Source organism: Actinoplanes sp. CA-252034, from assembly GCF_050956125.1.
GTDB lineage: Bacteria > Actinomycetota > Actinomycetes > Mycobacteriales > Micromonosporaceae > Actinoplanes.
This window is the reverse complement of record NZ_CP191846.1, coordinates 3,101,439-3,120,622: the sequence shown is the minus strand read 5'-3', so window position 1 is coordinate 3,120,622 and position 19,184 is coordinate 3,101,439. Positions and strand designations below refer to the sequence as shown.

The following is a 19,184-nucleotide window of genomic DNA, read 5'->3' as shown; positions in this document are numbered from 1 at the left end:
CCGGTGGCGGAGCGGGGTCAGGACCATGCCTCCTGGAGGCGGGGGTACGTCAGGAAGACGGTCTCGCCTTCGCCCTGGAGGTGGACGTCGAATATCAGGCCGTTCGGCTCGCGGGTGGCCATCAGGGTCGGGCGCCGTGCCGGGTCGACCGCGCTGAGCAGCGGGTCCGTGGCCGGCGTCGCCGCGTCTCCGGGCACGTAGGCGCGGGTGAAGAGCCGGTCGAGCAGGCCGCGGGCGAAGACGGTGACGGCGAAGAACGGGGCTCGGCCGGCTTCGGTGGCGCCCGGTTCGAGGGTGGTGAACTGGTAGTGGCCGTCCGGGTCGGTGGCGGCGCGGCCCCAGCCGGTGAAGGTCCAGCCGTCGCGGCGCAGCGAGCCGGGCTGCCGCGGGATGTGCCCCTGCGGATCGGCCTGCCAGATCTCGATCATCGCGTCGGGCACCGGGTCGCCGTGGCCGTCGTAGACGTGGCCGTGCAGGCGGACCGCCTTCGGGTGGCCGGGCGGGACCAGCTCGTTCATGCCGTCGTATTCCAGGCCCAGGTGGAAGAACGGGCCGACGGTCTGGCCGGGGACGGCGCTCATGCGTTCTCTTCCTCGTCGGAGATGCCGGTGACATCGGATTCGAGCGGGGTGCGGTGGGTGCCGGTGAGCACGACGTCCCAGCGGTAGCCGGTGCTCCACTCGGGGGTGGTCACGTCGTGGTCGTACTGGGCGATCAGCAGGTCCCGGGCTTTCGGGTCGGTGATCGACTGGTAGATCGGGTCGAGCGGGAAGAGCGGGTCGCCGGGGAAGTACATCTGGGTGATCAGGCGCTGGGTGAAGTCGGTGCCGAAGATCGAGAAGTGGATGTGGGCGGGCCGCCACGCGTTGACGTGGTTGCGCCACGGGTACGGCCCCGGCTTGATCGTCTGGAAGCGGTAGGTGCCGTCCGGGCCGGTGAGCATCCGGCCGACGCCGGTGAAGTTGGGGTCGTGCGGCGCCGGATGCTGGTCGCGCTGGTGCCGGTAGCGGCCGGCGGCGTTGGCCTGCCACACCTCGACGAGCTGGCCGGCGACCGGGCGGCCGTCGCCGTCGAGGACGCGGCCGGTGACCACGATCCGCTCGCCGAGCGGGGTGCCGGCGTGCTGGATGGTCAGGTCGGCCTCGTCGTCGGCGACGTCACGGTGGCCGAAGACCGGCGCCCACAGCTCGACCGACTCCGGGTCGACCAGGTGGGCCGGCTGCTTCGGGTGCCGCAGGACGCTGCTGCGGTACGGGGCGTAGTCGGTCTTCGGCTGTGACCCGCCCGGCTGCTGGGCCGCGGCCGCGATCTCCCGGTTGATGTCAGCTTGTGACGACTCCATGTTCACGCTCCGGACGCTAGGCGGTCGTCCCCGGTTCGGCGATAAAGTTCTTCCACTGAGCGGAAGGAGCTTGGCGGTGGGCGTCACGGTCACCTCTCGTGCGCTGGACATCCTCGGCGCCTTCGACGGCGACAACCGCAGTCTCTCGCTGACCGACCTGGCCCGTCGCGCCGGGCTGCCGCTGGCCACCGCGCATCGGCTGGTCGGCGAGCTGCACCGGTGGGGCGCGCTGGCCCGGGAGCCGAGCGGGGAGTATGTGATCGGCCGCCGGATCTGGCAGCTGGGCCTGCTCGCCCCGGTGCAGAGCGGCCTGCGCCAGGCCGCTTCGCCATTTTTGCACGATTTGTACGGGACGACGCTGGCCACGGTCCACCTGGCCGTCCGCGACGGGCTCGAGGTGCTGTATGTGGAACGGCTGGCCGGTCACGTGTCGGTGCCCGTGGTCAGCCGGGTCGGCTCCCGCCTGCCGATGCACGCCACCGGGGTGGGGAAGGTGCTGCTCGCGTACGCGCCGGAGGACGTGCGCGCGGAGGTCCTGCAGAACCTGACCAGGATCACGGCGTACACCGTGACGCAGCCGGCGCGCCTGCTGGAGCAGCTGCGCCGGGTCCGGGCCGAGGGCTACGCCACCACCGGTGAGGAGATGAGCCTGGGCGCCTGCTCGGTGGCGGTGCCGGTGCGCAACGGCGACGCCGTGGTGGCGGCGCTCGGCATGGTGGTGCCCGACCTGCGCCGGCAGCTCCCCCGCCTGGTGTCGGCGCTGCAGGTGGCGGCGCACGGGATCAGCCGGACCCTGGCCGGTCCTTCCGTCCAGTGGAAACAGGGTCTTGTGTCCCGAGGGCCCGGGACTGAACGCTGAGGGCATGCGTACCCAGGTCGCCATCATCGGCGCCGGCCCCGCCGGCCTGCTTCTCTCCCATCTCCTCGCTCAGGGCGGCGTCGAGTCCGTCGTGCTGGAGACCCGCTCGGAGGAGTACGTCGCGGCCCGCATCCGGGCCGGCATCCTCGAGCACTCCAGCGTCGAGTTGCTGGAGGCGGCCGGGCTCGGCGCGCGGATCCGGGCCGAGGGCGACGAGCACCGGGGCATCTACCTGCAGTGGCCGGGCGAGCGGCACCACCTGGACTTCGTCGATCTGACCGGGCGCAGCGTGTGGGTCTACGGCCAGACCGAGGTGCAGAAGGACCTGATCGCGGCGCGGAGGGCGGACGGCCAGGAGATCCACTACGAGGTCTCCGACGTGGCCCTGCACTCCCTGGAGGACCGGCCCTACGTAACCTTCACCGACGCCTCGGGCGCCGCGAGACGGATCGACGCCGCGGTCATCGCCGGGTGCGACGGCTCCTTCGGCCCCAGCCGCGCCGCCGTTCCCGCCGCCGAGATCCACGAGAGGGTCTACCCGTACTCCTGGTTCGGGATCCTCGCCGACGTGGCGCCCTCCACCGACGAGCTGATCTACGCCTGGCATCCGGACGGCTTCGCCCTGCACTCGATGCGCTCGGCGAGCGTCAGCCGCCTCTACCTGCAGGTTCCCAACGGCACCGACCCGCAGTCGTGGTCCGACGACCGGATCTGGGCGGAGCTGTCGAAGCGGCTCGGGCACGGACAGGACGGCTGGAAGCTCAACCCCGGCCCGATCACCGACAAGAGCGTGCTGCCGATGCGCAGTTACGTGCAGACACCGATGCGGCACGGCGACCTGTACCTGGCCGGCGACGCCGCGCACATCGTCCCGCCGACCGGCGCCAAGGGCCTCAACCTGGCGATCGCCGACGTGGCCCTGCTCAGCAGGGCACTGATCTCGAAGATCAGGGACAACGATCAGCGGTACGCCGACGCGTACTCCGACGACGCGCAGCGCCGGGTCTGGCGGTGCACGCACTTCTCCTGGTGGATGACGACGATGCTGCACACCTCGGGCGACGGGTTCGACGCCGAGCTCCAGCTGTCGCAGCTACGGTGGGTCGCCGGCAGCCGGGCGGGCGCCACCGGTCTCGCCGAGAACTACGCCGGACTGCCCATCGGCTACTGAGCCGGCGGTGCCGTCCGGCGGGTTCGTCGCGGCGACGGTCGGTGGCGGCGGCGCATGGTCGACCGCCTCCCGATAGGTGCCCATCGGCAGCGTGGACGGGCTCGCGCCGGGCGGGACCTGCCCGTTCGGCGCGGCGGGCTCGCGCGCCAGCAGGCCCTTGGCCAGTGACGCCACCGTCGCCAGGAACGCCACGTTGAGGGCGCTCTCCCAGTCGAACGTGGTGATGTCGAAGGCACCGGCCACCATCGAGCCGGACAGCGAGGCCAGGAACGTCTTGGCCAGCCGGGTCAGCAGGTCGGGCCAGAACGCCAGGTTCGTCAGCTTCGACAGGTACTGCACGGCGGTGAGGATCAGCGACGACACGAACGCGCTGACGGCCAGGGTCAGCGAGTATCCCCACGGCAGGTCGATCACCGACCCGACGCCGCCGGCCAGCAGTGTCGCGAAGAACACCTGACCGGCCGACCAGCCGGCGCGCTCGATGAAGTCGAGGAGGACGGCACGCCACTTCGGAACGACCTCAGCCATGGGATCGACATTCCTCGCTTCGGAGATCATCAGGCATCGACCGATCGGACCAGTCTCATCACACCTCCTCGATACGTGAGTGCATCATCACCGGCCGCGGCACGGGATGCGAGGATCGGCGGGTGAGCAGCGTCCATGTCGTGTACGCCCATCCGTCGCCGGCAGGTCTGACCCGTGCGGTACTCGACTCGTTCGTGGGCGCGCTCCCGTCGTACACCCTCTCGGATCTCTGCCTGATGGGTTTCCCGGCCGTCATGAGCGCGCGGGAGTATGCGCGGGCGCCCGGTGATCCGGTCCCGGCCGATGTGGCGGCCGAGCAGCAGCGCCTGGCCGCGGCGGACGTGTGGGCGTTCGTGTACCCGGTGTGGTGGGCGGACTGCCCGGCGATACTCAAGGGGTGGTTCGACCGGGTATGGACCGTCGGATGGGCCTACAAACCCATGGTGGTACGTCCGGCGAAGCGCGCGATCGTGCTGTGCACCGCCGGATACACCGTGGCCGAACTGCGGGCCAGTGGCCACTACGAGGCCATGCGGGCCGTGATGATCGACGACCGGATCGGGGCGCGGGCCGAGTCGTCGGAGTTCGTGGTGCTCGGCGGGCCGGACCGGGCCGCCCACCTGCAGCGGGCCGCCGAGCTCGGCCGGTCCGTCCGGTAGGCGCCCGGCACCGGAGCCCTCGGCGGAAGGCGTCGACCGGCGTCCTCAACCTTTGTGCCGCCGGCTACGTCTACCGAGCATGAAGATCAGACGCCGCCGTCACAGCGACGAGACGTTCATCGAGTTCGTGGCGCAGCGCTCCGGGCGGCTGATCGCACACGCGGAACTGCTCTGCGGTCATCACGAGCAGGCCCGGGACATCGTCCAGACGGTGCTCGTCCGCGCGTACCAGCGATGGCGGCACATCGAGCACGACGACCCGTACGGATACGTGCACCGCGCGGTGACCAACGCGGTGACCGACTGGTGGCGCACCGCCCATCAACGCCACGAGCAGCCGGTCGCCGACGTGCCCGACCAGCCCGCCACGCGAGAGAACACCGTCGAGGACCGCCGGGCGCTGCTCGCCGCTCTCGATCGGCTCACCAGCCGGGAGCGGACCATGGTCGTGCTGCGCTACCTGGACGACTGCTCGGAACGGGACACCGCCGAGGCCCTCGGGGTCAGCCTCGGCACCGTCAAGTCCACCTGCTCGCGCGCTCTCCGCAAGCTGAGAGTCGTCCTCACCGACGAGACGCCGTCCCCGGAGGACGGCAGCGCCGGACCGATCACCGCCCGATGGAGCCACTGATGCCCACTCCCGATCACCTGAGGACAGCTATGAACGAGATGGCCCGATCCACCGAGCCGTTGCCCCCCGCGGTCGTGCTGCAGGCCGCCCACCGCGTTCGCAGGCACCGCCGGATGCTGGGCGCCGCGGTGACGGCGGCGGCGGTCGTGCTGGTGACGACCGGGGTCGCTCTGCTGACTCCCGACCGGAACCGGAACGAGCACCCGCCAGCCGCCACCGGCGACGCGCAACAGATGCTGCAGAACTCGCTGGCCGGACTGGCCGACGGCGACTACACCTTCAGCCGTACCGGCGCCGACATGGTCGCCGACATCCGCCGTGCCGCGGTCCACCTGCCGGACAGTGTGCTGATCGAGCACACCGACACCTACATGGTGCTGCGTACCGGGCCCGACTTCTACATGCGTTACCTGATCTACGGGAGCCCCGAGCTGAACGAGCAGTTCCGCACCTACTTCCAGCAGCATGTCAGCGGGGCCGAGGGCCAGGCGTTCACCAAGGTCTTCGCTCAACTGGACGGCAGGAAGTGGGTGCGCGCCGACGAGAGGAAGGTGACCGCCGCCGCCGCGGACGAGTCGTTGAGCCACCTGGAGATGATGGCGACGCTGCCCACGACCACCCAGCCCGACGCCACCGGGGCCGTCGCCCTGGTCGGCGCGGTGACGAGCGCCCAGCGCTCCGGCGACGTCATCACCGGGACACTCGACGGCACCCGGAAGGATCCGGCCCTCGAGCAGCTGATCTCCGACCCGACCTATCTGTACGGGGTCGGCGCCCGGACACTCCCGTTCCGGGCGACCCTCGACGACCAGGGCCGGCTCACCGAATTCGTCGTCACGATGCCGGAACAGCGGATGGCCTCGCAGCCGGCCGGCCCCGTCGAGCCGGAGGCGCCGCTGACCATCCGGATCTCGGACTACGGCCGGACCGGTGTGCAGGCTCCCCCGGCGCAGGTCGACGGTGAGGTGTCCCCCGACGGCTACGAGCTCCTCGCCAACGACAACGACTGATCCATCCGCCGCTCCGGACCTCGCGAAAATGGCGCGACATCGGCCCGCGGGGTCCGGAGACTTGCCGGGTGAGTCTCGCCGCTGTCCGTCGCCACCTGCGTCCCCCGTCACCACTGGCCGGGCGGCTCTCCGCGCAGTCACTGCTGTTCGCGCTCGGGGAGGGCGCGTTCATGACCGGGTCGGCGGTGTTCTTCACGCAGGTCGTGGGGCTGTCCGCGGCGCAGGTCGGCCTCGGTCTGACCCTCGCCGGGATCGCCTCGTTCCTGGCCGCGCTGCCGATGGGCAAGCTGGTCGACCGGTTCGGGCCGAAGCGGATGTGGGCGGTCAGCGCGGCGGGTCAGGCGGCGATGTTCTCCCTGTGGCCGTTCATCACCGACTTCCGCGGGTTCGTCGTGATGGCCGCCGGGATGGAGGTGATCGGCGCGCTGGGCCAGGCGGCGTACGGCGCGTACACGATCGACGTCCTGCCGCCCGACGAGCGGGTGAAGTCGCGGGCCTACATGTACTCGGCGCTCAACCTCGGTTTCACCCTCGGCTCCCTCAGCGGCGGCATCGCGCTGGCCTTCCAGTCCAATGACGTCCTGCACGCCCTGCCCTGGTTCACCACGGTGGTCTTCGGGATCAACGCGGCCGCCATCATCCGGCTGCCGCGAGCCGCGCACGACAACCGCACACCGGCGCAACGCCGGACCAGGATCCCCGGGCCCGGGCCGCTGCGTAATCCGGGCTGGCTGCTCACGAGTTTCTTCGCCGGGGTGTTCTGGACCAACCAGGTGCTGCTCAACACGGTGATCCCGCTGTGGCTGGTGGAGCGGACCGACGCCCCGCGGGTGCTGCTGGCCTTCCTGTTCGGCACGAACACGGTGATGTGCATCTTCCTGCCGATGGCGGCGGCGCGCGGCGTCGTCGGCCTGCCCTCCGCGCTACGGGCGGTCCGGATCTCCTCGGCCTTCTTCGTGATCTCCTGCCTGATCACGCTGGCCACCCATGACACGGTCGGCTGGATCACGATCGCGCTGGTGTGGCTGGGGCACGTCACGGTGACCGGGGCCGAGCTCTACCTCAACGCCGCCGACTGGACGTTCGAGGCCGAGCTCATGGACCCGCGGCAGCGGGGCGCCTACCAGGGGACGGCCAACTTCAGCGGCACGCTCGGCAAGGTGTGGGCGCCGGCGGTCTACACCTTCCTGGCGATGAACTGGGGAGCCACCGGCTGGCTGCTGATCGCCGGGATCATCGTGGCGGCCACCGTCGCGATCCACCCGTCGACCCGGCTGGCGCGGCGCTTCCTGGAGACGCACGTCCCGGCCGAGGCGCTGGCCGACGCCCGTGCCTCCAGCGTCGCTCACTGAGCACCCGGAAGCGGTCATCCGCAGGCGTTCAGCGGGTCGGCCGGTGGACGGGCCGGACGGGGGCCTTCGCCGGGACCTGGGCCGGGGAGCTGTTGAGCAGCTGGAGAAGCGGCTCCCACAGGGCCCGGATGTCCGGCTCGGGCATCGTCTCGGCGGTACCGGCGGCGGGGTTGCTGAGCTGAGAAGAAGTCATGTGAGAAGGATGGCCCCGCCGTCTCTGCGCAACCTCAAGCCGCACTCAGGGGTCGGGCAAGCCGGTCGCTTCCCGCCTCGCCGCGACGCCTCCGGCACGAGTTCTCCGACATCGCCGGGGCAGCGGCCGGCAGGCGTGGCGTCCGGGTCTGACCGCGGGCACGCGTGACCGCGGGACGGGTGCGCCACCGTACGCCTCCCATGATCTTTTGAAAAGTGACAAACCTCACTGGCAACCGAACGTTTTCATCTATCGGCCGATGCGCCGTGACAATCGGTCGAGTCGCCGTCACTCCGCGCGCTCCCACAGTCGTACGTTCTCTCGACGAACCTGTGGTGGCCTCCTCGGGCCGGAAGCGAGTGACGATGACCGTCAGGGCACACCAGCATCAGCGCGGCCGGCCGTTCGGCGCCGCGATCCGGCTGTTCCTTCCGATCCTCCTGGCCATGTCGGTGACGGCGCTGTTCGTCATGGTGTGGCAGTCGGTCGACGAGCAGTCCGAGTTCGCCGCCCTGGAACGCGACGGCGTCCGGTACATCCAGGCGCTCGGCCCGCTGGAGATCGCACTCACCAACGCGGGATCGGCCGCGGTCGGTGGCAAGGACGCACCACCGGAGGAGCTGAGCAGGGCGGTCGCCGCCGTCGCCGCCGTCGACCGGGAGCTCGGCGAGCGGCTGAGCACTCAGGACCGCTGGGCCGGCCTGCGAGCCAAGATCGAGTCCCTGCCGGCCGACGGCGGCGGCGGTCCGGAGACCATCGCGGCGTACGGCACGGTCAGCGACCTGCTGCTGGCCCTGATGGACAAGGTCCGTAACAGCTCCAAACTGGTCCGTGACCCGACCGCCGATCTCTACTACCTCGGCGACGGCGCCGCCCAGGAGCTGCCGGAGAGCATCGTGGCGGCCGCCGAGTACACCAACCTGCTGGTGGTCCTGCCCGGGCTGTCCGCGACCGACCGGGCCTCGACGCTCATCGACATCAACACGGCGGCCTCCGCCCTGGCCGGCAACGCGCGGGACCTCTCCGACGACGTGCGGCTCGCGGTCGAGGGCACCGGCAGTCAGAGCCTCGGCAGCGCACTGCTGAGCCGGCTCGACCGCTTCAACCGCTCCGTCGACAACCTGCTGCCGCTGGTGACACCACTGCTGTCCGGGCGCGGCAGCGTCGACCCCGGGCAGGTCGGTCAGGGGCGCGACGAGTTGCAGGCCGCCGCGGCCGATCTCTCCGCGGCGCTGCTCACCCAGATCGACCTCGGGCTCAGCGACCGGATCTCGTCGCTCGACCAGCGCCGCCTGCTCGCGGTCGGGATCTTCGTGATCTCGGTGCTCCTGGCGCTCGCGCCCGCGGGGCTGGCCCTGACGGCCCGGCTGCGCGCGGGCCGGCCGCCGCGGGGGCCCGGACGAGCGGCGCCACCGTGGCCGGAGCCGCATGCGGCAGCCGACCCGGAGCACGCACTACGGAGGCGGATCAGTGTTCCTTAGCAGGCTCCGTATCCGCGGCAAGCTGACGCTACTGGTGATCATCCCGCTGCTGGCGATGGTCGCACTGGTCGTCCCGACGATCCGTGGCCTGGTCAGCGACGCCGCGAAGGCCACCGAGATCGACACCGTCGCCACCGTGGCCGGGCGGGTCGGCCCCCTGCTGGAGGACGTGCAGCGCGAACGGCTGCTCTCGGTCGGCTTCCTGCTCGAGGTGGTGGACGCCGACGACCTCGCCCTGCAGACCGCCGCGGTGACCGACCGGGTCCGTGAGGTGCAGCGCGACCTGGGCGACAGCCTGCCGGACGAGGTGCGCGCCGAGCTGGGCCGGGTCGCCGGGCTGGAGGACCTCCGACAGGGGGTACGTGACCGGACGGCACGGCCGGACGATGTGATCGAGGGCTTCGACGTCGTGCTGGACGGCATGATCGACTCCCTCGCGCTGGCGGAGGGCGCCGACGCCGGCACCGACACCGGCCGACAGCTGATCGCGCTGGACGCCCTGCTGCGCATCGACGAGTCGACCAACGACGGCAACATGCTGCTCGCGCTGATGGCCGCCGGCGACGTCGCACGCAACGCCGTCGAGTACCGCGAGGAGGGCGCGCGGCTGCGAACCTACGTCGACCGCTTCACCGCCTTCGCCACCCCGCGCCAGCGCGAACTGTACGACCTGGTGGCGGTCGCGTTCCAGGACCGGGTCGGCGCCGACTTCGACGCCCGGTTCCAGCAGGATCCGGCCGCCGCGATGGCCCGGCTGCCGCTCGCCACGCTGTTCCCGATGCTCCGGTCGTTCAGCGTCCTCGGCGGCTTCGCCAAGAAACGGGTGGTCGACGACGTCACCGCGGCGGTCGCCGAGCAGCGGCGGGAACAGCTGACCATCGCGTACGGCATGGGCGTCCTCGTGCTCCTGGTGCTGCTCGCGGTGCTGGCGCTGGTCGCCACGGTCGCCCGGGCGGTGGCCGTGCCGCTGACCCGGCTCAGCCGTGCGGCCGAGCGGGTGGCCGAGGCCGGCGAGACCGAGCTGCAGCGGATCGCCGACGACGAGGCCGAGACCGCCGAACCGGTCCGGCTCGAAGTGCTCGACCTGGACTCGCAGGACGAGATCGGTGACCTGGCACGGGTCTTCGCCCGGGTGCAGCGCACCGCGTCGCAGCTGGTCGAGCGGCAGGTGCTCAGCCGGCGCAACGTCGCGGAGATGTTCGGCCACATCGGACGGCGTACCCAGAACCTGGTCGGCGGCCAGGTCGACCTGATCGACGAGTTGGAGAACGAGGAGACCGACCCGGACCGGCTGGCCAAGCTGTACCGGCTGGACCACATCTCCAACCGGCTGCGCCGCAGCGCCGACAGTCTCGTGGTGATCTCCGGCGCCGACCGGGAGGAGAGCCACTCCACACCGGTCCGGCTGGTCGACACGGTGCGCCTGGCCCTCGCCGAGATCGAGGAGTACACCCGCGTCGACGTGGACGTGCCGCTCGATCTGCTGGTGGCGCCGTCCCTGGTCAGCGACATGGTGCTGATCTGCGGCGAGCTGCTGGAGAACGCCACGAGCTTCTCCCCGCCGCACACACGGGTGACGGTCAGCGCCCGGGGCGGGCCCAGCGGCGCCCGGCTGACCATCGCCGACCACGGCATCGGCATGCCCGACGAGCGGCTCGCCGAGGAGAACGCCCGGATCGCCCACCGCGAACGTCTCGACCTGGTCCCGACCCAGGTCCTGGGACTGTTCGTGGTGGGACGGCTGGCCCGGCGGCACGGCCTGACCGTCGAGCTGTCGCACACCCCCGGCGGCGGTGTCACCGTCCGGGTGAGCCTCGGCAGCATGCTGCTCGCCGGTGACCTACTGGTCGGCGAGCCGGTTCCGCCGCGGACGCCGGTCGCGGTCGAATGGGCGCCGCCACAGACCGCCGCCCCGGTGACCGTTCCGGCCGCATACCGGCCCGAGCCCGTGCCGCACGGCGACGGTTCCCGGCGGTCCCATGTCCGCGAGGCGATCTCGCGGGTCAGCGACGTGATGACCGATCCGCACACCTGGAACGGGTTCGACGTGGCCCGCCAGCTGCCGGCCGGCCCGCCGCCCGAGGTGGCCCCACCGGCGCCGGCTTCGCCGAACGGCCTGCGGCGGCGGATACCGGGGTCGCACCTGTCCGTGGAGCCCGTCGACCGGCCCGCCATCGCCGCGCGACTGACCGACACCGACGCGGACGCTGCCCGCCTCCTCGTCGAACAGCTCGAGTCGGGCGTGGCCCGGGCGCTCCACGACACCACAACCCCCCACCGACAGTGAAGAAGGCACCACCATGGACACCATCCGTACGCACCACGGCACCACGGATCTCAGCGCCGAGGTGAAGACCTTCAACTGGCTCCTCGGCTCGTTCGCCACCCGTACGTCCGGGGTGCAGGAGGCCGTCGTGGTCTCCTCGGACGGGCTGCTCATGGCCCGGTCGTCGAAACGGGAACGGGCCGACTCCGACCGTCTCGCGGCGGTGGTCTCCGGGATGGCCAGTCTCGCGGCGGGCGCCTCCGAGTGGTACCGGCTCGGCGCGCTGAACCGGGTCGTGGTCGACATCGCCGAGGGCTACCTGGTGATCACCACCATCAGCCGGGGATCGCAGCTGGGCGTCGTCGCGAGCCGGTCGGCGAACCTCGGCACGGTGGCCTACGAGATGACCCTCTTCGGGGCCCGGGCCGGCGCGTCGCTCACGCCGGGGTTGATCGCCGAACTGAAAAGCGCAGCCCAGAGTTGAACGACGACCCGCGCGGCACACCGGGTCCCGAGCCGTTCGGGAGGATCCCGCCCTACCTGCGGGCCAACCCGCCCGGCGCCGCGCCGACCGGGTCCCCGAGCCGGCCCGCGGCCGGCCACTCCGCCTCCCTGCGGCCGTTCGTCCTGACGTCCGGCCGGGTCAACGCGGTCGACCACGAGATCGACGTCGAGACCCAGGTGACCCTCCGGCCGTACGACCCACGCGCGGGCCGGCCGCCGTTGGCCTCGCTCGGGCCGGAGATGCAGGCGATGGTCGAGCTGTGCGTCGAGCCGATCTCGGTCGCCGAGATCTCGGCACGGCTGGGCCTGCACCTGGGCGTCACCAAGATCCTGGTCGCCGATCTGCGCGCCGCCGGATACCTCGACGTGCACATCACGGACACCCTGAGCCCGCTGTCCTCCGACACCATCCTGCGAGTGATGCATGGACTACGCGCACTTTCCTGACGTACCGGCGACGAACGGCCCGGCCCGGGAGGGCCCGCCGATCCCCGTCAAGATCATCGTGGCCGGCGGCTTCGGCGTCGGCAAGACGACCACGGTCGGCTCGATCTCGGAGATCGCCCCGCTGACCACCGAGGCCGAGATGACCGCGGTGGCCATCGGCGTCGACCGGCCCCGCGACCAGAGCACCAAGACGACCACCACGGTCGCCATGGACTTCGGCTGCGTCACCATCGACCGGAGCCTCAAGCTCTACCTTTTCGGCACACCCGGCCAGGACCGCTTCGGCTTCATGTGGGACAGCATGGTCCGCGGCGCCCTGGGCGCGCTCGTGGTGGTGGACAGCTCCCGGCTCGACGACTGCTTCCAGGCGGTCGACTACTTCGAGCGGGCCGGATTGCCGTTCGCCGTAGCGGTCAACGAGTTCCACGGACACGTCGCCCACGACCTGACCGAGGTGCGCTGGGCCCTGGCCGTCAACGACCGGGTGCCGATCGCCACCTTCGACGCCCGCAAACGCGCCTCGGTACGGGACGCGCTCCTCCTGGTCCTGGAACAGGCACTGAACAGGGCCGCCCGGGCGGAGTCGACCTGACCCACCTCACCCACCGGGGAGGCGCCGGCTCTCTGAGCTGGAACCAGCTCAGGCCGCTTGACGATCCACTGTAGAGTCGATCTTCAGCGACGGCCGGGGAGGCGACTCATCGTGGCAGAGGTCTCGATCCGATTTCTCGACGGTGAATCGGACGACAAGACGCTGACCAGGTTGTACGACACGGTTATCGCTCCTGGTTTCGTGGCCGCCGAACGGGAGCCGCCGGCTCGGCTGCGGCGGGTGCTGGCCGCCGACGAACTGCGCGGGGCGATCGCGGTCACGCCGGACGGGGAACCGGTGGGCGCGCTGTTCCTGGAGTGGTTCGCCGACATTCGGGCCGCGCTGCTCTGCTATTTCGCCGTCCGGCCCGATCTGCGCGGCAGCGGGATCGGACGACGGCTCATCGCCGAGGCCGCACCGCGATGGCGCGCCGAGTTGCGGCCGCACGTGGTCTTCGCCGAGGCCGGCGACCCGGATTCCCACGGTCACGAACCAGGGGCCGAAGGCACGAACCCCCACGGTCGCGAGGCGGGCGACCCGGATTCCCACGGTCACGAACCAGGGGCCGAAGGCACGAACTCCCACGGTCGCGAGGCGGGCACCGAAGGCACGAACCCCCACGACGGCGAACCGGTCGCCGGAGACACGGACCCTCATGACCGCGCGGCCGGCACCGGGGGCACGGCTTCCGACGGCGGCAGCGGTGGGCCGGAGGGCGGCGACTTCGGTGATGACGACGCGCGGCTGCGACTCTATGCCGGGTTCGGTGCGCGCCGCCTGCCGCTTCCCTATCTGATGCCCGAGCTGGCTCCGGGCGCGGGCCGTCTCGGTGGCCTGCTGCTCCTGGTGGTCGAGGTGGACGAGGCGGTCAGCCCGTCCGCGGACCGGATCCGGAGCGCGATCGTCGCGGACTTCCTGGAGCGCTATTTCACCCGGCAGGAGGGCAGCCCGCTCCGCGACGACGATGGCCGGCTGGGTCGCCTTCTGACCGAGAGCCGCCGCGGCGACGTCCTGCCCCTGCTTCCTCTTCATTGACACTCGACTATGTCGGGCCTAGCTTCGGACGGGTCAGGCAGGAAAGCGCTTACCTACAGGTCGTATCCCCCATGTAACGACCTGGTGAGGAAAGGACGTCCCCCATGCAACGCTCCGTCACTGCCGCCGTGGCTCTCGCGGCGGCGCTGATCGCGGTCCCCGAGCCGGCCGGCGCCGCCACCTCGTTCACCGTCGCCGCCGACGGGTCCGGGAACTACACCACGATCCAGGCCGCGGTCGCCGCGTCGTCGGCCGGTGGGGTGATCACCATCAAGGCCGGCACCTACCAGGGGCAGGTGCAGATCCCGGCGAGCAAGTCCGGCATCACCCTGCAGGGGGCGACCGGCAACTCCGGCGACGTGATCATCACCGGGAACAAGCCGCAGTCGACCGCCGGGACCGCGGGCAGCGCCACCGTCCACAATCTCGCCCCGAACAGCACGATCAAGGGCCTGACCATGCAGAACACGTACGGCGCGGGCAGTCAGGCCCTGGCTCTCTACGCCGCCGGCGACCGGCAGGTCTACCGCAACGTGCAGATGAAGGGCTACCAGGACACGTTCCTGTCGTGGGGCGGCACCGGCTCGTCCCAGATCCGGCAGTACGTCTACAAGTCCTACATCTCCGGCGCGGTCGACTTCATCTACGGCAACGGCGCGGTGGTCATCGACAGCACGACCATCGAGTCGCTCAACATCGGCAGCACCTCGAACAACGGCTACATCACGGCAGCCGCCACCGACGACGGCAACCCGTACGGGATCCTGATCACCCGCTCGACCCTGAAGAGCTCGGCCGCCGCCCGGACCGTGGCGCTGGGCCGCTGCTGGCACGCCGGGAACGCGTCCGACGCGATCGGGCAGGTGCTCGTGCGCGAGTCGACGATCGGCGCGCACGTCCGCCAGGCCGGCGCCTGGCAGGACATGAGCGGCTGGTCGTGGAAGACGTGCCGGTTCAACGAGTACGCCAACACGGGTGCGGGCGCGAGCACCGGCACCTCGGATCGCCCGCAGATGAGCGCGTCCACGGCCGCCAACCACACCGCGCAGAAGTACCTAGCGGGTGCGGACGGCTGGAACCCGGTCCAGTAGGACGATCTGTCCGCTGGCATCCGCCTCTAGGATCGTCCACCGAGGATTCCGACCGCAGACGAGGAGGCGCGATGCCGGCGGACACCACGGTCGTGATCATCGGGGCGGGGCCCGCAGGGATGTCGCTGGCCAACTTCCTGCAGCGGCGCGGCGTGGGCTGCGTGGTCCTGGAGGCGCGCGACCGGGCGTACGTCGAGGGGCGTCAACGGGCCGGCGTCATCGATCATCGCGCCGGCGAGATCTTCGCCGAGTTCGGCCTCGACGGCCCGGTCTCCGGCGGCGGGCCGGTCGAGACGCTTCTGGAGATCCGCATCGACGGTGTGCCCCGGCTGCTCGACGTCCCGGCGTTGGCGGGCGGCCGCCCGAGCCGCCTGGTCCCGCAGCAGATGCTGGTCCAGCGCCTGATCGGCACGTTCCTCGGCGGCGGCGGCGACCTGCGGTTCGGGGCGCTCGACGTGACCCCGCACGACCTCGACGGCGACCGGCCGCGGGTCACCTACCGGGACGCCGACGGCGGCGAGCACGAGCTGACCGGTGAGTATGTGGCCGGTTGCGACGGCTTCCACGGGGTGAGCCGGCGCAGCATCCCGGACGGGGCGCTGACCACCTACTCCCTCGACCACGGCATCGGGTGGTACACGGTGCTCGCCGACTCACCGCCGCCGCAGTACCCGTTGATGGCCGTCAGCCGGCACGGGTTCGCCGCCCAGTTCGCCCGAGGGCCGCGGGCCAGCCGGTTCTACCTGCAGTACCAGCCGGGCGAGGACCCCCGGCAGTGGCCGGACGAGCACACGTGGAGCCAATTGCGACAGCGCCTCGGCGACGAGGACCTGCCGGCGGGCGCGATCACCGGCCGCGAGGTGGTGGAGATGCGCAGCTTCGTGGCCGAGCCGATGTCGTACGGCCGGATGTTCCTGGTCGGCGACGCCGCGCACATCATCACCCCGATGGGCGCCAAGGGGATGAACCTGGCGATCGCCGACGCGTACGTGCTGGCCCGGGCGATCATCGACGGTGACGGGCTCGACGAGTACTCCGACGTCTGCCTGCGGCGCACGTGGGACTACCAGGAGTTCTCCCGGTGGTATGCCGAGATGGTCCACGACGCGGGCGACGACTCGCGGTCCGGCCCGTTCCGCCGCAAGCTGGCCCTGGCCCGCCTCGATCGCCTGTTCCGCTCGCCGCTGGCGGCCGCCGCGTTCGCCGATCTGATGGCCGGCACCGAGGTCCTCCCCTGAGCGGGGCGCCCCGGCGCCGGCCGCCGGGTCAGTTGTGCTTCACGGTGAGGCTGTAGAACTTCACCTTCGCCCCGTTGCTGGTGCTCTCCGAGGACGACTGGTTGTACGAGCCGGCCTTGAAGTACTGGCGGTACGGGTTGAACGCCGACGGGATCGTGTACGAGGTGGTCGTACCGTTGATGGTGAGGTTGATCCGGTTGCCGTTGACGTTGATGACGTAGGTCCATTTCACGCCGAGCGCCACGGTGCCGACCTTGTGCAGGGTCTGGCCGCTGGCGTCGGGTGAGTTCTGGGTGCCGAGGTAGATGTCACCGTTCGGGCGGTAGTAGAGCTCGGCGAGGGGCTTGGTGGACGTGCCGCCGGTGCCGAGCTTGACCTGCCCGACGGCGACGTTCTTCGTCACCGAGACGATCCGCAGCTGGGCGCTGAGTGTGTGGTTGCCGGCCAGCGTCCAGTTCGCGGCGCTGCCGTTGGGGTTCATCTCGCGCAGCTCGGACCGCGCGTACTTCGAGTTGGGTGTGGTGACGCCCTTCTCCGGCGCCCAGAACGTCATCGACCCGTCGTTCTTGTCGGTCCAGAAGAACGACGGGTTCGAGTAGCCGTTCGCGCCCTTGAGCTGCGCCGGGGGATCGTGTCGGGGCTGCCCGGCGAGCCGGTGGGCAGCTGCAGCGACCAGACCGACAGGTCGAAGTTGCCGCCCGGAGGCAGGGCCGGGTCCAGCGCCGCGGCGGAGGCGCTGCCGATGCCGAGGGCGCCGAGAGCGCCCGCCGCGGCGGTGGACAGGGAGATGGCTAGTACGGTGCGTCGTCGCATGGGGATGACCTCGTTACCGTCGGGGGAATCGGCAAGACGGTTAACAGATAACCAGTCTTACTATCGACGGACAAGAATCCCTCGGTTCCGGAACCTTAAATCTCCTCAAGCACCCCGGTCCGACTCCAGCACGCCGCCGTTGGCCACGTCCGCCCGCTCGATCTCGTCGAAGCGGATGCGCACCGAGGCCCGCTTGGCCTTGAGGATGTCGACCGCCGCGGCGGTGACGGCCTCGGCGAACTCGCGCCGCTGGTCGAGGGTGCGACCGGACAGCAGTTCGACGGTGATGTTGGGCATGAACCCTCCTCGATTCCGTAGACAGGAACATTGTCCCGTTACACGGAACGCCGTCAAGGCTTCTCGCATAGACTGCCCTCATTGTGTTCCATGTATTGACAAGCCGTTCCGTGTAGCAGAACATCCCTCGAAACATCCCTGTAACGCGTGTCATGCACCGGAGGGGAGCTCACGTGACCGCGCTCGACTGGGCAATACTCAGCGGATACTTCCTGGTGATGGTCGGTATCGGCCTGTGGGCCAAGAGCCGCGTCCACAACGTCGCCGACTTCTTCACCGCACGGGGCCGGATCCCCTGGTGGCTGGCCGGCATCTCGCATCACATGTCCGGCTACAGCGCTGTCATGTTCGTGGCCTTCGCAGCCGTCGCCTACAACTACGGCCTCGCCATGTACGTCTGGTGGGCCCTCACGATCGGCATCGGCGTGGGCATCGGCGCCTTCGTCTTCGCGGCCCGATGGAACCGGCTGCGCTCCAAGCACGGGGTGGCGTCCCCGCTGGAGTACCTGGCCCGCCGCTACAACGTCCCCACCCAGCAGGCGCTCGCCTACAGCGGCGCCCTGCTCAAGGTGGTCGACATCGCCGCCAAGTGGGTGGCCATCTCGATCCTGCTGCGCGGGTTCGCCGGCGTGCCGATCATCTGGGGCATCCTGATCACCGGCGTCGTCACGCTGGCCTACATCACGCTCGGCGGGCTCTGGGCCGACGTGCTCACCGACTTCGGGCAGTTCGTCATCCAGGCCTTCGCCGGGATCGCCATGTTCATCGCGTTCCTGAGCCACCTCGGCGGGATCCCGGCACTGTGGACCATGTGGGACGACCTGCCGGCGGGACGCGGCGATCCGTTCAGCGGGCCGTACACCACGACATTCTTCCTGGCCCTGCTCTTCATCAAGACGTTCGAGTACAACGGCGGCATGTGGAACCTGGCGCAGCGCTACATGGCCGCGCCCTCCGGCTCGGCGGCGAAACGGTCCGCCCTGCTGTCCAGCGGGCTGTGGCTGATCTGGCCGCTGATCCTGTTCATGCCGATGTTCGCGGCGCCGCTGATCGTGCCCGGCCTGGCCAACGCCGAGCAGGCGTACGTCGAGCTGGCCAAGACCCTGCTGCCGCCCGGCGTGATCGGCCTGGTGCTGGCCGGATTCTTCTCGCACACCATGGCGATGGTCTCCTCGGACGCCAACGTGATCTCGTCGGTGGTCACCCGGGACATCGCGCCGGTGCTGGTCCGGGCGGTGCGCAACCTCAGCGAACGGGCCGAGCTGACATTCGCCCGGGTCACCACGTTCACCTTCGTGGTGATCAGCATGGTCATCGCGATCAGCACCGAAGGGCAGGGAGTGGTCCTGAAGATCGTGGTCGACCTGGTCGCCGCGACCATGGGCCCGATCTCGATCCCGCTGATGCTGGGCCTGCTCCCGTGGTTCCGGCGCAGCGGCCCGACCGCCGCGATCGTCTCCTGGGCGGCCGGTCTCGGCGTCTGGGTGGTGGTCAAGTGGATCCTGGAGGAGACCAGCCAGACCATGGTCGTCGGCGTCCCGCTGGTCACGTCGCTCGTGCTGTACGTGGCGATCGGCCTGCTCAAGCCGGAGCGCACGGCCGATCGCGACACCCTCATCGACTCACTCGAGACCGACCCCGCCGAGGAGCCGAAACGGGTCTCGGCGGCGTGACC

The 19,184-nt window shown here is 70.6% G+C and carries 21 protein-coding genes; 15 read left to right on the top strand and 6 right to left on the bottom strand.

What is annotated here, in order from left to right; genetic code table 11:
* Positions 1-17: 17 nt before the first annotated feature.
* Both pcaG and pcaH read right to left on the bottom strand, forming a co-directional pair.
* Entirely contained in the window at positions 18-581 is a 564-nt protein-coding gene (gene pcaG / locus ACQPZW_RS14000; protein WP_433795293.1) for a protocatechuate 3,4-dioxygenase subunit alpha, read from the bottom strand.
* Positions 578-1,342 (bottom strand): protocatechuate 3,4-dioxygenase subunit beta, encoded by a 765-nt coding sequence (gene pcaH, locus ACQPZW_RS13995; protein WP_433797533.1) that lies wholly within the window; start codon positions 1,340-1,342, stop codon positions 578-580. The genes pcaG and pcaH overlap by 4 nt, the downstream gene beginning before the upstream one ends.
* Positions 1,343-1,418: 76 nt before the next feature.
* On the opposite strand from pcaH, the gene ACQPZW_RS13990 reads away from it, so the two are divergent.
* Both ACQPZW_RS13990 and ACQPZW_RS13985 read left to right on the top strand, forming a co-directional pair.
* Positions 1,419-2,201, top strand: a complete 783-nt coding sequence (locus tag ACQPZW_RS13990; protein WP_433795292.1) for an IclR family transcriptional regulator — start codon at positions 1,419-1,421, stop codon at positions 2,199-2,201.
* 4 nt (positions 2,202-2,205) lie between these two features.
* Positions 2,206-3,372, top strand: coding sequence for a 4-hydroxybenzoate 3-monooxygenase (locus tag ACQPZW_RS13985; RefSeq protein ID WP_433795291.1), 1,167 nt, complete (start codon positions 2,206-2,208; stop codon positions 3,370-3,372).
* On the opposite strand, the gene ACQPZW_RS13980 is transcribed toward ACQPZW_RS13985, so the two are convergent.
* Positions 3,295-3,900, bottom strand: a complete 606-nt coding sequence (locus ACQPZW_RS13980) for a holin (protein ID WP_433795290.1) — start codon at positions 3,898-3,900, stop codon at positions 3,295-3,297. The two genes, ACQPZW_RS13985 and ACQPZW_RS13980, sit on opposite strands and share 78 nt — an antisense overlap.
* 122 nt (positions 3,901-4,022) lie before the next feature.
* Between ACQPZW_RS13980 and ACQPZW_RS13975 the strand changes: the two genes are divergently transcribed.
* The 4 genes from ACQPZW_RS13975 to ACQPZW_RS13960 all read left to right on the top strand — a co-directional run bounded on the left by ACQPZW_RS13975 (position 4,023) and on the right by ACQPZW_RS13960 (position 7,552).
* The gene (locus ACQPZW_RS13975; RefSeq protein WP_433795289.1) at positions 4,023-4,559 is read left to right on the top strand and encodes an NAD(P)H-dependent oxidoreductase; all 537 of its coding nucleotides are present in this window, start codon (positions 4,023-4,025) and stop codon (positions 4,557-4,559) included.
* 79 nt (positions 4,560-4,638) lie between these two features.
* The gene (locus ACQPZW_RS13970; RefSeq protein WP_433795288.1) at positions 4,639-5,190 is read left to right on the top strand and encodes a SigE family RNA polymerase sigma factor; all 552 of its coding nucleotides are present in this window, start codon (positions 4,639-4,641) and stop codon (positions 5,188-5,190) included.
* Positions 5,190-6,200, top strand: a complete 1,011-nt coding sequence (locus tag ACQPZW_RS13965) for a hypothetical protein (RefSeq protein WP_433795287.1) — start codon at positions 5,190-5,192, stop codon at positions 6,198-6,200. Before ACQPZW_RS13970 ends, ACQPZW_RS13965 begins: the two co-directional genes overlap by 1 nt.
* Positions 6,201-6,268: 68 nt before the next feature.
* Positions 6,269-7,552, top strand: coding sequence for an MFS transporter (locus tag ACQPZW_RS13960; RefSeq protein WP_433795286.1), 1,284 nt, complete (start codon positions 6,269-6,271; stop codon positions 7,550-7,552).
* A 28-nt stretch (positions 7,553-7,580) separates the two neighbouring features.
* On the opposite strand, the gene ACQPZW_RS13955 is transcribed toward ACQPZW_RS13960, so the two are convergent.
* Positions 7,581-7,745 carry a hypothetical protein gene (locus tag ACQPZW_RS13955; RefSeq protein WP_433795285.1) on the bottom strand — a complete coding sequence of 55 codons (165 nt, stop codon included), beginning with the start codon at positions 7,743-7,745 and terminating at the stop codon, positions 7,581-7,583.
* Between the two features lie 365 nt (positions 7,746-8,110).
* On the opposite strand from ACQPZW_RS13955, the gene ACQPZW_RS13950 reads away from it, so the two are divergent.
* The 8 genes from ACQPZW_RS13950 to ACQPZW_RS13915 all read left to right on the top strand — a co-directional run bounded on the left by ACQPZW_RS13950 (position 8,111) and on the right by ACQPZW_RS13915 (position 16,399).
* Positions 8,111-9,226, top strand: coding sequence for a hypothetical protein (locus ACQPZW_RS13950; RefSeq protein ID WP_433795284.1), 1,116 nt, complete (start codon positions 8,111-8,113; stop codon positions 9,224-9,226).
* Complete coding sequence (locus ACQPZW_RS13945) at positions 9,216-11,513, top strand: sensor histidine kinase (protein WP_433795283.1); 2,298 nt, start codon at positions 9,216-9,218, stop codon at positions 11,511-11,513. The genes ACQPZW_RS13950 and ACQPZW_RS13945 overlap by 11 nt, the downstream gene beginning before the upstream one ends.
* Positions 11,514-11,526: 13 nt before the next feature.
* The gene (locus ACQPZW_RS13940; RefSeq protein ID WP_433795282.1) at positions 11,527-11,976 is read left to right on the top strand and encodes a roadblock/LC7 domain-containing protein; all 450 of its coding nucleotides are present in this window, start codon (positions 11,527-11,529) and stop codon (positions 11,974-11,976) included.
* A complete protein-coding gene (locus ACQPZW_RS13935) occupies positions 11,973-12,443 on the top strand; it encodes a DUF742 domain-containing protein (RefSeq protein WP_433795281.1) in 471 nt (156 codons plus the stop codon). The genes ACQPZW_RS13940 and ACQPZW_RS13935 overlap by 4 nt, the downstream gene beginning before the upstream one ends.
* Positions 12,421-13,035: a GTP-binding protein gene (locus tag ACQPZW_RS13930; RefSeq protein ID WP_433795280.1), complete on the top strand. Its 615-nt coding sequence runs from the start codon at positions 12,421-12,423 to the stop codon at positions 13,033-13,035. Before ACQPZW_RS13935 ends, ACQPZW_RS13930 begins: the two co-directional genes overlap by 23 nt.
* Before the next feature lie 111 nt (positions 13,036-13,146).
* Positions 13,147-14,070, top strand: coding sequence for a GNAT family N-acetyltransferase (locus tag ACQPZW_RS13925; RefSeq protein WP_433795279.1), 924 nt, complete (start codon positions 13,147-13,149; stop codon positions 14,068-14,070).
* 104 nt (positions 14,071-14,174) lie between these two features.
* The gene (locus ACQPZW_RS13920; RefSeq protein WP_433795278.1) at positions 14,175-15,161 is read left to right on the top strand and encodes a pectinesterase family protein; all 987 of its coding nucleotides are present in this window, start codon (positions 14,175-14,177) and stop codon (positions 15,159-15,161) included.
* A gap of 71 nt (positions 15,162-15,232) precedes the next feature.
* Entirely contained in the window at positions 15,233-16,399 is a 1,167-nt protein-coding gene (locus ACQPZW_RS13915) for a 4-hydroxybenzoate 3-monooxygenase (RefSeq protein WP_433795277.1), read from the top strand.
* 28 nt (positions 16,400-16,427) lie between these two features.
* Here ACQPZW_RS13915 and ACQPZW_RS13910 read toward each other — a convergent pair whose 3' ends face one another.
* Both ACQPZW_RS13910 and ACQPZW_RS13905 read right to left on the bottom strand, forming a co-directional pair.
* Positions 16,428-17,075 carry a polysaccharide lyase family 7 protein gene (locus ACQPZW_RS13910; RefSeq protein WP_433797532.1) on the bottom strand — a complete coding sequence of 216 codons (648 nt, stop codon included), beginning with the start codon at positions 17,073-17,075 and terminating at the stop codon, positions 16,428-16,430.
* A 242-nt stretch (positions 17,076-17,317) separates the two neighbouring features.
* Positions 17,318-17,509, bottom strand: a complete 192-nt coding sequence (locus ACQPZW_RS13905; RefSeq protein ID WP_433795276.1) for a tautomerase family protein — start codon at positions 17,507-17,509, stop codon at positions 17,318-17,320.
* A gap of 218 nt (positions 17,510-17,727) precedes the next feature.
* Here ACQPZW_RS13905 and ACQPZW_RS13900 point away from each other — a divergent pair, with 218 nt between their 5' ends.
* Positions 17,728-19,182 carry a sodium:solute symporter family protein gene (locus ACQPZW_RS13900; protein WP_433795275.1) on the top strand — a complete coding sequence of 485 codons (1,455 nt, stop codon included), beginning with the start codon at positions 17,728-17,730 and terminating at the stop codon, positions 19,180-19,182.
* Positions 19,183-19,184 lie beyond the last annotated feature (2 nt).